The following is a 10,878-nucleotide window of genomic DNA, read 5'->3' on the forward strand; positions in this document are numbered from 1 at the left end:
ATTACCTCAACCTTTGACGGCGCCGGCGGTGAGGCCGCGCAGGAAGTATTTTCCGGCCAGGATGTAGACCAGCAGGGTGGGCAGCCCGGCGATCATCGCCGCGGCCATGTCGACGTTGTATTCCTTGGCCCCGGTGCTGGTGTTGACCAGGTTGTTCAGCGCCACGGTGATCGGCTGGGTGTCGCCGCTGGCGAACACCACGCCGAACAGGAAGTCGTTCCAGATCTGGGTGAACTGCCAGATCAGGCAGACCATGATGATCGGCACCGACATCGGCAGCAGGATGCGCGCGAAGATGGTGAAGAACCCCGCGCCGTCGAGGCGCGCGGCGCGCACCAGCGCCTCGGGAATGCTCACGTAGAAGTTGCGGAAGAACAGCGTGGTGAAGGCCAGGCCGTAGACCACATGCACCAGCACCAGGCCTTCGGTGGTGTTGGCCAGGCCGAGCTGGCCGAGGGTGAAGGACGCCGGCAGGAGGATCACCTGGAACGGCAGGAAGCAACCGAACAGCAGCAGGCCGAAGAACAGCTGCGAGCCGCGAAAGCGCCACATGGCCAGCACGTAGCCGTTCAGCGCGCCAAGCAGGGTGGAGATCAGCACCGCCGGGATGGTGATCTTCACCGAGTTCCAGAAGTAGCCGCCGACGCCGTCCCAGGCCTTGACCCAGCCGATCACCGTGAGTACGTCGGGCCAGGACAGCAAATTGCCGGTGCGGATATCGTCCGGGGTCTTGAAGCTGGTCAGCAGCATCACCAGCAGCGGCACCAGGTACACCGCGCAGGCCAGGATCAGGGTGGCGTGAATGGCCAGGCGGCTGAGGCTGAAGGCGCTGGTCCGGCGCGCCGGTCGCGGCGCCAGGCGCGCATCGAGGACGGAATCAGTCATGGCGTTTGCCTCGCAGTTCGGAATACAGGTAGGGCACCAGGATCGCCAGCACCGCGCCGAGCATCAGCATCGCGCTGGCGGCGCCGAGGCCCATCTGGCCGCGGGTGAAGGTGTGGGCGTACATGAACATCGCCGGCAGGTCGGAGGCGTAGCCGGGGCCGCCGGCGGTCATCGAGGCGACCAGGTCGAAGCTCTTGATCGCGATATGGGCGAGGATCATCAGCGCGCTGAAGAACACCGGGCCCAGGCTCGGCAGCACGATGCGCAGGTAGATGCTCGGCAGGCTGGCGCCGTCGACCTGGGCGGCGCGGATGATCGACTGGTCCACCCCTCTCAAACCAGCCAAAAAAAGCGCCATAACGAAGCCCGAGGACTGCCACACCGCGGCCATCACCAGGCAGTAGACGACGCGCTCCGGGTCCACCAACCAGTCGAAGCGAAAGCCCTCCCAGCCCCAGTCACGCAGCAGCTTGTCCAGGCCCAGGCCGGGGTTGAGCAGCCACTTCCAGGCGGTGCCGGTGACGATCATCGACAGCGCCATGGGATAGAGAAAGATGGTGCGGATAAAGCCTTCGCGGCGGATGCGCTGATCCAGCAGCACCGCCAGCAGCACGCCGATGGCCAGGCTGATGGCGATGAACAGGCCGCCGAACATCAGCAGGTTCTGGCTCGCCACCCACCAGCGGTCGTTGTCCCACAGCCGCGCGTACTGCTGCAGCCCAACGAAGTTGTAGCTGGGCATGAAACGCGAGTTGGTGAACGAGAGCAGGAAGGTCCAGCCGATGTAGCCGTAGAAGCCCACCAGCACGATGACCATGCTCGGCGCCAGCACCAGCTTGGGCAGCCAGCGTTGCAGGGCATCCAGCGGTGACGCTTTGGCGAATACTGCGTTTGAACTCATGGATCACTCCGTTGTTGCAGGTTGCGCGGTCGGCCCCATTGCCCCTGAGAGAGGGAAACGCGGCGCGGCCGATCCCGTGGCGCAGGCTTGAGGGCATGCGCCTGGGATCACAGGCTTGAAACCGGCGGGTTACGCCCGCCCTGGGGGAAGGGCCGCCCAGGCGGCCCGAGCGCTCACTGCACCGCCTGGATCGCCGCCGCCAGCTGCTGGGCGGCGCGCTTGGGGTCGGCCTTGGGGTCGTTGAAGAAGTTGGTCACCACGTCGAACACCGCGCCCTGCACGTAGCTGGAGGCGGCCATGCCGTGGGCCAGGCTCGGCTGCAGACCGCCGCCGGCGGCGGCATCCTTGAAGTCGGCCATGGACTTCTGCGCGCAGGCGTCGAAGCTGCTCATGTCCTGGTCCATGCGCACCGGGATCGAGCCCTTGTTCTGGTTGAAGAACTCCTGGAACTCGGTGCCCATCACCGTGCGCGCCAGGTCTTCCTGGGCCTTGCGGTTGTCGGCGTCGCTCAGCTTGAACATGGCCAGCGAGTCGATGTTGAAGGCGAAGCTGCCCTGGGTTCCGGGGAAGGCCAGGCACTGGTAGTCCTTGCCGGCGACCTTGCCGGCGGCGGTCCATTCGCTCTTGGCCCAGTCGCCCATGATCTGCATGCCGGCCTTGCCGTCGATCACCAGGCCGGTGGCGCTGTTCCAGTCGCGCCCGGCGGCATCGGCGTCGATGTAGCCGCGCAGCTTCTGCAGGGCGGCGAACACCTCGACCATCTTGTCGCCGGTCAGGGTGGCGCGGTCCTGCTCGACGAAGGCCCGGCGAAAGCCCTCGGCGCCGAGAATGCTGAAGGCCAGGCCCTCGAACACGGTGCCGTCCTGCCAGGGCTGGCCGCCATGGGCGATGGCGATGAAGCCGGCCGCCTTGAGCTGGTCGGCGGCGGCGAAGAATTCGTCGAGGGTGGTCGGCGGCGTGGCGCCGGCCTTGGCGAACACTTGTGGGTTGATCCACAACCAGTTGACCCGGTGCACATTAACCGGCACCGCCACGTAGTCGCCCTGGTACTTCATCACATCGACCACCTGCGGCGGCAGCAGGCCGTCCCAGTTCTGCTCGGTGGCGACGCCGTTGAGATCGGCGAGCAGGCCCAGCTCGCCCCACTCCTGGATGTCCGGGCCCTTGATCTGTGCGGCGGCAGGCGGATTGCCGGACACGGCGCGGGTCTTCAGCACGGTCATGGCCGCTTCGCCACCGCCGCCGGCGACGGCGAAGTCCTTCCAGCTGTGGCCCTGGGCTTCGACCAGTTTCTGCAGGGTATCGGCGGCGCGCTTTTCGCCGCCGGAGGTCCACCAGTGCAGCACTTCGACTTCGCCGGCGGAGGCGGACAGGGGCAACAGGGCAGCGAGAGAAATGGCGGTGGTCAGGCGAGAGATCGCTTTCATGGGAAGAGACACCTTGTTGTTGTTATTCGCGGGCAAGTCGTGGTGCTTGCGCTGGAATCGAGTCTAACCACGGCCTTGGCCACGGCGGGTAACGAAGGGATGAAGAAAGGTCACCGAATGGTTACATAAGCGGGCCGCCCCGCGGGCTGGTAGGCTTGTCGGCTTTGCACCACTGCCGGGGAGCACTTCCATGCATGCACTGATCGCCCTCAGCCGCTTTATCGGCAACAGTTTCGCCCTCTGGGTGCTGCTGTTCGCCGTGCTGGCGTTCTTCCAGCCGAGCTGGTTCCTGCCGGTGACGGCGTGGATAGTACCGCTGCTCGGGCTGATCATGTTCGGCATGGGCCTGACCCTCAAGGGCGCGGACTTCAGGGAAGTGGCGCGGCGCCCGCTGGCGGTACTGCTCGGCGTGCTGGCGCAGTTCAGCATCATGCCGGCGGTGGCCTGGGTGCTGTGCCAGACCTTCGGCCTGCCGGCGGAAATCGCCGTCGGGGTGATCCTGGTCGGCTGCTGCCCCGGCGGCACCGCCTCCAACGTCATCACCTGGTTCGCCCGCGGCGATCTGGCGCTGTCGGTGTCGATCACCGCGGTGACCACCCTGCTCGCCCCGCTCGCCACCCCGGCGTTGATCTGGCTGCTGGCCTCGGAATGGCTGCCGGTGTCGTTCGGCGCCATGTTCGTCTCGATTCTCAAGATGGTGCTGCTGCCCATCGTCCTCGGCCTGATCGCCCAGCGCCTGCTCGGCGAACGGGTGAAGACCGCGGTGGAGGTGCTGCCGCTGATCTCGGTGGTGTGCATCGTCGCCATCGTCGCCGCGGTGGTGGCCGCCAGCCAGGGCAAGATCGCCGAATCCGGCCTGCTGATCATGGCGGTGGTGATGCTGCACAACGGCATCGGCCTGGGGCTCGGCTACCTGGCCGGGCGCCTGTTCGGCATGCCGCTGGCGCAGCGCAAGACCCTGTCGATCGAGGTCGGCATGCAGAACTCCGGCCTCGGCGCGGCGCTGGCCAGCGCCCACTTCAGCCCGCTGGCGGCGGTGCCCAGCGCGCTGTTCAGCGTCTGGCACAACCTGTCCGGCCCGCTGCTGGCCACGGTTTATCGTCGGATGAGTCAGGATTCCGATAAAAGCGCCAGCTGAATCAAAAACTTCCGTTGATCCGGGGCAGCTTGCCCCGGCCTCGAAGATGTGCAGAATACTGCACGACGCGAGGACGACCTCCGCATTGCCGCAACGGCGATGAACCATCCCGGGGACGGCCCCTTCAGTCCCCACTGGAGGTCATCATGTCCTGGATCATTCTGCTGCTCGCCGGCCTGTTCGAAGTCGGCTGGGCCGTCGGCCTGAAATACACCGACGGCTTCACCCGTCCCCTGCCCAGCCTGCTCACCGTCGCCGCCATCGTCATCAGCCTCGGCCTGCTCGGCCTGGCCATGAAGGAATTGCCGCTGGGCACCGCCTACGCCATCTGGACCGGCGTCGGCGCGGTGGGCACGGTGATCGCCGGCATCGTCCTGTTCGGCGAATCGATGGCGCTGCTGCGCCTGGCCAGCGTGGCGCTGATTCTCTGCGGCCTGGTCGGGCTCAAGTTGAGCCATTGAGGGCGCCGGCTCCGTGGGAGGCGCTTTGGCGGCGAATCGCGGCTACGACTGCATGGATGCAGGAGGTAGCGCCGCGCCCGTTCCCTACGGGCTGCGGCATTCACCACATCCCTGTGGATTGCGAAGCAGGATGCCCGAGCCGAAAGCCCCTCCCACACGAGCGTTCGCTACCGCCAATCGCCACGTAACTCCGCCACCTGTGCCTGCAACGCCTCGCGCCGCGCCAGCTCCGGCGCCAGCGGCGCGCCGGCCACCAGGCACACCCGCGACCACAGGCGCTTGAACAGGCCCTTGCGTGGGTCGCGGCTGAAGAAGCTGCCCCACAGCCCGCGCAGCGCCATGGGAATCACCGGCACCGGGTTCTCCTCGAGGATGCGCTCGATGCCGGCCTTGAACTCGTTGAGTTCGCCGTCACCGGTCAGCTTGCCCTCGGGGAAGATGCACACCAGTTCGCCGTTGCGCAGGTACTCGGCGATCTTCTTGAACGCCGCGTCGTAGATCAGCAGGTCCTCGTTGCGCCCGGCGATCGGCACGGTGCCGGCGGTGCGGAAGATGAAGTTGAGCAGCGGCAGGTCGTAGATCTTGTAGTACATGACGAAGCGCACCGGCCGCCGCACCGCGCCGCCGATCAGCAGCGCATCGACGAAGGACACGTGGTTGCACACCAGCACCGCCGGGCCCTCGTCGGGGATGGCGTCGAGCCCCTTGTGCTCGACCCGGTACATCGAATGGCCCAGCAGCCAGATGAGGAAGCGCATGCTGAACTCGGGGACGATCTTGAAGATGTAGCTGTTGACCGCCACGTTCATCAGCGACACCACCAGAAACAGCTGCGGAATCGACAGCCCGGCGACGCTGAGAAAGAGGATCGCGACTATGGCCGAGGCCACCATGAACAGCGCGTTGAGGATGTTGTTGGCGGCGATCACCCGTGCCCGCTCGTGCTCGGCGGTGCGCGACTGGATCAGCGCATACAGCGGCACGATATAGAAGCCGCCGAACAGGCCGATGCCGAGAATGCAGCCGAGAATCCACCAGGCCTGGCCATGGCCCAGCAGCGCCAGCCAGTCGTGCGGCGCGGCGCCCTGGGGAAAACCGCCGGAGAACCACCACAGCAGCATGCCGAACAGGGTCAGGCCGATGGAGCCGAACGGCACCAGGCCGATCTCCACCTTGTGCCCACTCATGCGTTCGCAGAGCATCGAACCCAGGCCGATGCCGAGCGAGAACACGGTGAGGATCAGCGTCACCACGCTCTCGTCGCCGTGCAGCCACTGCTTGGCGTAGGCCGGAATCTGCGTCAGGTAGATGGCGCCGAGGAACCAGAACCAGGAGTTGCCCACCAGCGAGCGCGACACCGCCGGACGCTGGCCGAGGCCGAGTTTCATGATCAGCCAGGACTGGCGCAGGATGTTCCAGTCCAGCGGCAGCGTCGGCATCGCCGCCGCCGCACGCGGGATGCCGAGGCTGGCCAGGTAGCCGAGCAGCGCCACGCCGACCACCGAACCGGCGACTATGGCCGCGTAGCTGCTGCTGGCCATCATCACCCCGGCGCCGATGGTGCCGGCGAGAATGGCCAGGAAGGTGCCCATCTCCACCAGGGCGTTGCCGCCCACCAGCTCCTCCTCCTTCAGGTGCTGCGGCAGGATCGAATACTTCACCGGGCCGAACAGCGCCGACTGGGTGCCCATGGCGAACAGCACGGCGAGCATCAAGGGCAGGCTGTCGAGCAGCACCCCGGCGGCGCCGGCGAGCATGATGAACACCTCGGCCAGCTTGATCTTGCGGATCAAGGCGTCCTTGGCGAACTTCTCGCCGAACTGGCCGCCGAGGGCGGAGAACAGGAAGAACGGCAGGATGAACAGCAGCGCGCAGAGGTTGACCAGCAGATCGCGGTCGGCGCCGGTGTTGAGCTTAAACAGGATGGCGAGAATCAGCGACTGCTTGAAGATGTTGTCGTTGAAGGCGCCAAGCAGCTGGGTCAGGAAGAACGGCAAGAAGCGCTTCTTGCCGAGCAGGGCGAATTGCGATTGTTGGGTCATCGTCCATGGTCCTCGCGGGGCCGGATTGCCCGCACAGGCATTTGACTGCAATTGCCCCGGCGAAAGCCACAGGGCAAATGCGATGGCGATAACCACCCGGCGCCATGAGGTGGAGGCCGTAGGGTGGATGTCGCTTTTTACATCCACCAGAGCGGTGGATCGGTGAAGCGTGATCCACCCTACGCAGCGCCCAAAAAAAACGGCAGCCCAATCGGGCTACCGTTCTCGAACTCGGAGAAAACGTCAGTGCCAGGCACTGACTACAACCTCACCTGCACTCCCTGGGGAATGCCTGGCCAGTCTGACAAAAGCCCCGGGCAGCGTCCGTTTAGCTTTGTTACCTGCCTGCAAAGAAATGTAAACGGCGGATGACTGGGCGGTCCGCGCCGCGGCACAATCGCGCCATGAACGCCTACCACCCCGCCTGCTGCAGCCCCCTCGACGACCACGACCCGCTGCCCCGCCCGCTGCCCGGCACGCGGCTGATCAGCACCCGCTTCGACCCGGCGCGACTGGCCGCGGACGACTTCGCCCGCTGCGAGATCGCCCCGGTGCGCGGCGTGGCCAAGCGCCAGAGCGAATACCTGGCCGGCCGCCTGTGCGCCCGCGAGGCGCTGCGACGCCTGACCGGCGTGGCCTGCGTGCCGGCCGTCGGCGCCGACCGTGCGCCGCAGTGGCCAGGCGGCGTAACCGGCTCCATCACCCACGGCGACGGCTGGGCCGCAGCGCTGGTCGGCCATGCCCGGCAGTGGCGCGCCATCGGCCTGGACGTGGAGCAGCAGCTGCCCGTCGAGCGCGCCCTGCGCCTGCAGGGCGAGATCCTCACCCCGGCAGAGCTGGAGCACCTCGACGGCCTGGACGACGCGGCCCGCGCCCAGCGCATCGGCCTGAGCTTCTCGCTCAAGGAAAGCCTGTTCAAGGCGCTCTACCCGCTGACCCTGACCCGCTTCTATTTCCAGGATGCCGAAGTGCTCGACCTGGATCAGGACGGCGCGCGCCTGCGCCTACTGCTCGACCTCAACGCGGACTGGCGCGCCGGTGCCGAGCTGGACGGCCAGTTCGTGCTGTTCGAGGGCAAGGTTTTGAGCCTGGTGGCCGTACCTGCCTTATAAGCGGTGCGCGCGGCGCCCCCTGCTATGCGGGGCATCCAAAGCTGTTGATGGATAACGGTGCGCGGCTCGCAGGCTGTCGCGGGGCCGCCTAGGCCGTGCGCACCAGGCCCAGCACCGGCCGCCGCCCTACTCGCCCTGACGCCGCGGCCACACCAGGCTGAAACGCGCGCCGCCGAGGCTGGCGCTGCAACCGATCTGCGCGCGGCCGCCGTGCCAATAGATGATCCGCCGCACGATGGACAGCCCCAGGCCATGTCCGCCGGAGGCGCGGGTGCGGCTGTCGTCCAGGCGCAGGAAGGGGCTGAACAGCCGTTCCCAGGCCTCCTCCGGCACGCCCGGGCCGTCGTCCTCGACGTCGATGCGGCAGCGCTTGTGGCCCACCTGGCAGCTGATCAGCACGCGCGACTCGGCGTAGCGCATGGCGTTGCTCACCAGGTTCTGCAGCGCCCGGTGCAGGTAGCGCGGCTCGGCTTCGACCCAGCAGGTGCCGTCTTCCTGCACGCTGAGGGTCGCCCCGCGCTCGACCCGCACGCTGGCGCGCAGCGGCGCCAGCTCCTCGATCACTTGGTCGATCAGCGCCTGCAGCTCGACCTGCTGGAAGTTCAGCGCCGGCGAGCCCTGCTCCAGGCGCGCGTAGGTGAGCATCTCGTCGACCAGCTTGTCGAGGTCCTGGATATCGCTGTCCATGCCGTCCATGTACTTGCGCCGTGCCGTCTCGCTGCCCGCATCGGCGATCATCTCCAGGCCGAAGCGCAGCCGCGCCACCGGCGTGCGCAGCTCGTGGGACACCGCGCGCACCAGCTCGCGCTGGATGCTCAGCGAGCTCTGCAGGTGCTCGGCCATGGCGTTGAAACTGCTCGCCAGGCGCCCCACCGAGTCGGCGCCGCGGGCCGGCACGCGGGCGTCCAGGCGGCCGCTGGCGATGCGTGTGGCGGCGCCCTCCAGGCCACGCAGGCGCTGCTCCAGCGAGCGCACCAGGAGGTAGACGATCAGGCCGATCAGGCTCAGGCCGAGGGCGCCGATCAGCACCAGCAGCTGCGGCGGGTAGGGGTTCATCTGGTACAGCGGGCCGATCTCCAGCACCCAGGGCGTATCGACTATGCCGGAGAACACGTGGATGGAGTCGCCGCCCTTGCCGAGGGCCATCACCGTGTCGCCCTCGTCGATGCGGCGACGCTGGTCGAGGTCGAGGCCGGCGTCCTGCAGGCGCACCAGGCGCAGGTCGAAGCCGAACTGCTTGGCCGCCTTCAGCTCGGCCAGGCGCCTGGGCTGCTCGTCCACCGGGTGGCGGATCAGCTCGTCGATCAGCAGGTAGTTGGTGGCGCGCGCCAGCTGCTCGCTGATCTGCTGGATCTCGCCGGTCAGCAGCAGCGGCTCGTCCTCGCTGAGCAGGCCGTGGACCTTGGCCGAGTGCGGCCCGGTCTGCTGCACCAGGATCTGCCCGCGCTGCAGGCGGTTGCGCGCGCTGCTGTCGAGCTGCGCCTGATCCAGGCTCTGCAGGCTGAGCGGGATGCCGAGCAGGCGCGACCAGACCGCCAGGGCGCGCTTGCGCTCCACTTCGTTCATCGGCGCCAGGTTGTCCGCCATCAGGCGGAAGGTGCCGCGCGCCAGGCCCTCGCGGTACTGGTCGGCGCGCACCTCGTTGACCAGGTGCAGGGTGCCGACGCCGAGCAGCGCCACCAGCACCAGGGCGGCCAGCATGCCGCCGTAGATGCGCAGGAAGATGGAGTTCATGCCATGGCCTGCGCCGCCTCGGCGACGAACAGGTAGCCCTTGCTGCGTACCGTCTTGATCAGCCGCGGGTGCATCGGGTCGTCGCCGATCTTCGGCCGGATGCGCGAGATGCGCACGTCGATGGAGCGGTCCTGGCCGTCGTACTCGATGCCGCGCAGGGCGGTGAAGATTTCCTCGCGCGAGAGGATGCGTCCGGCGTTGACCGCCAGCAGCCAGAGCAGGTCGAACTCGGCGCTGGTCAGCTCGATGCCCTGCTCGCCCAGCCAGGCCTCGCGCATGGCGTTGTCGATGGCCAGCGGGCCGAACTGCAGGCGCCGCGGCTCGCCCTCGTCGCGCTCGGCTTCGACGCCCTCGCGACGCCGCAGCAGGGCGCGGATGCGCGCCAGCAGCACGCGCGGGCGCACCGGCTTGCACACGTAGTCGTCGGCGCCCATCTCCAGGCCCAGCACCTGGTCCATGTCGTCGGTGCGCGCGGTAAGCATCAGGATCGGCCCCGGGTAGCCGGCGCGCACCTTGCGGCAGATGCTCAGGCCGTCCTCGCCGGGCAGCATCAGGTCGAGGATCACCAGGTCCGGCTGCTCGGCCAGGATCCGCGCCGCCGCCAGGGCGCCGTCGGCCTCGATGGCCACGCGCAGGCCGTTGCCTTCGAGGTATTCACGGGTCAACTGCGCCAGGCGCTGGTCGTCCTCGACAATCAGGATCTGCCACGCTTCTTGCTCCACGCCCTCATCCTCTCTCGACTGCCGCGACCGGAAAATGCCGGCATTGTAGCCAACCGAGGTGCTCAAGGAGCATATGAACCGACATGTGAAACACTAGATATTGTGTTTGGCTAATCTCTGTGATCGAGCCAAATCGGCAGAAAATTTGCGACCAGCGGCATGGCGCACTGGATAGGCCAGAGCGTGCAGCTCCCCCATAAATCTTTTCACAGCATGATCCACAGACCTACCCACAGACTTATCCACAGCGGCAGCAAAAACCTTCCCTCCTCGCCTTGCCAGAACCCGGATCAACCACTACATTGCGTGCCCAGTTAGGCTTTTAACACCATATGTAGGGTCTAGCTTGTCTTCATCACGGACATGCCTTTCCTCTAAAGGCATCTCACAAGGAGACTTTTCCGGCACGCAAAGTGCAGCTCTTCTCCGTCACCGACAGCACTGAACGCTGACATA

The 10,878-nt window shown here is 66.9% G+C and carries 9 protein-coding genes; 3 read left to right on the top strand and 6 right to left on the bottom strand.

Going from position 1 to position 10,878, the window contains the following annotated elements; all coding sequences use genetic code 11:
- Positions 1-6 precede the first annotated feature (6 nt).
- The 3 genes from EA796_RS02655 to EA796_RS02665 all read right to left on the bottom strand — a co-directional run bounded on the left by EA796_RS02655 (position 7) and on the right by EA796_RS02665 (position 3,213).
- Positions 7-885, bottom strand: coding sequence for a carbohydrate ABC transporter permease (locus tag EA796_RS02655; RefSeq protein WP_178082524.1), 879 nt, complete (start codon positions 883-885; stop codon positions 7-9).
- On the bottom strand, positions 878-1,786 hold the full coding sequence (locus EA796_RS02660) for a carbohydrate ABC transporter permease (RefSeq protein WP_122107428.1): 909 nt from the start codon (positions 1,784-1,786) through the stop codon (positions 878-880). Before EA796_RS02660 ends, EA796_RS02655 begins: the two co-directional genes overlap by 8 nt.
- Before the next feature lie 173 nt (positions 1,787-1,959).
- The gene (locus EA796_RS02665) at positions 1,960-3,213 is read right to left on the bottom strand and encodes an ABC transporter substrate-binding protein (RefSeq protein WP_122107429.1); all 1,254 of its coding nucleotides are present in this window, start codon (positions 3,211-3,213) and stop codon (positions 1,960-1,962) included.
- A 190-nt stretch (positions 3,214-3,403) separates the two neighbouring features.
- Here EA796_RS02665 and EA796_RS02670 point away from each other — a divergent pair, with 190 nt between their 5' ends.
- Together EA796_RS02670 and sugE are read left to right on the top strand one after the other, a co-directional pair.
- Positions 3,404-4,351 carry a bile acid:sodium symporter family protein gene (locus EA796_RS02670; RefSeq protein WP_122107430.1) on the top strand — a complete coding sequence of 316 codons (948 nt, stop codon included), beginning with the start codon at positions 3,404-3,406 and terminating at the stop codon, positions 4,349-4,351.
- 146 nt (positions 4,352-4,497) lie between these two features.
- A complete protein-coding gene (sugE, locus tag EA796_RS02675) occupies positions 4,498-4,812 on the top strand; it encodes a quaternary ammonium compound efflux SMR transporter SugE (protein ID WP_021442940.1) in 315 nt (104 codons plus the stop codon).
- A 167-nt stretch (positions 4,813-4,979) separates the two neighbouring features.
- Here the strand turns inward: sugE and EA796_RS02680 are convergent, their stop codons facing one another.
- Positions 4,980-6,854 carry an MFS transporter gene (locus EA796_RS02680; protein WP_021442939.1) on the bottom strand — a complete coding sequence of 625 codons (1,875 nt, stop codon included), beginning with the start codon at positions 6,852-6,854 and terminating at the stop codon, positions 4,980-4,982.
- Between the two features lie 404 nt (positions 6,855-7,258).
- Here EA796_RS02680 and EA796_RS02685 point away from each other — a divergent pair, with 404 nt between their 5' ends.
- Positions 7,259-7,966 carry a 4'-phosphopantetheinyl transferase gene (locus EA796_RS02685; RefSeq protein WP_122107431.1) on the top strand — a complete coding sequence of 236 codons (708 nt, stop codon included), beginning with the start codon at positions 7,259-7,261 and terminating at the stop codon, positions 7,964-7,966.
- Positions 7,967-8,092: 126 nt separating this feature from the next.
- On the opposite strand, the gene EA796_RS02690 is transcribed toward EA796_RS02685, so the two are convergent.
- Both EA796_RS02690 and EA796_RS02695 read right to left on the bottom strand, forming a co-directional pair.
- Complete coding sequence (locus tag EA796_RS02690; RefSeq protein ID WP_122107432.1) at positions 8,093-9,700, bottom strand: ATP-binding protein; 1,608 nt, start codon at positions 9,698-9,700, stop codon at positions 8,093-8,095.
- Positions 9,697-10,422, bottom strand: a complete 726-nt coding sequence (locus EA796_RS02695) for a winged helix-turn-helix domain-containing protein (RefSeq protein WP_122107433.1) — start codon at positions 10,420-10,422, stop codon at positions 9,697-9,699. Before EA796_RS02695 ends, EA796_RS02690 begins: the two co-directional genes overlap by 4 nt.
- Positions 10,423-10,878 lie beyond the last annotated feature (456 nt).

It is taken from the genome of Pseudomonas sp. AOB-7, assembly GCF_003696305.1.
Classification (GTDB): Bacteria; Pseudomonadota; Gammaproteobacteria; order Pseudomonadales; family Pseudomonadaceae; genus Aquipseudomonas.

Coding starts and splice junctions, on each gene's coding strand:
- EA796_RS02655 (WP_178082524.1), bottom strand. CDS start 885: ATGACTGATTCCGTCCTCGATGCGCGCCTGGCGCCGCGACCGGCGCGC.
- EA796_RS02660 (WP_122107428.1), bottom strand. CDS start 1,786: ATGAGTTCAAACGCAGTATTCGCCAAAGCGTCACCGCTGGATGCCCTG.
- EA796_RS02665 (WP_122107429.1), bottom strand. CDS start 3,213: ATGAAAGCGATCTCTCGCCTGACCACCGCCATTTCTCTCGCTGCCCTG.
- EA796_RS02670 (WP_122107430.1), top strand. CDS start 3,404: ATGCATGCACTGATCGCCCTCAGCCGCTTTATCGGCAACAGTTTCGCC.
- sugE (WP_021442940.1), top strand. CDS start 4,498: ATGTCCTGGATCATTCTGCTGCTCGCCGGCCTGTTCGAAGTCGGCTGG.
- EA796_RS02680 (WP_021442939.1), bottom strand. CDS start 6,854: ATGACCCAACAATCGCAATTCGCCCTGCTCGGCAAGAAGCGCTTCTTG.
- EA796_RS02685 (WP_122107431.1), top strand. CDS start 7,259: ATGAACGCCTACCACCCCGCCTGCTGCAGCCCCCTCGACGACCACGAC.
- EA796_RS02690 (WP_122107432.1), bottom strand. CDS start 9,700: ATGAACTCCATCTTCCTGCGCATCTACGGCGGCATGCTGGCCGCCCTG.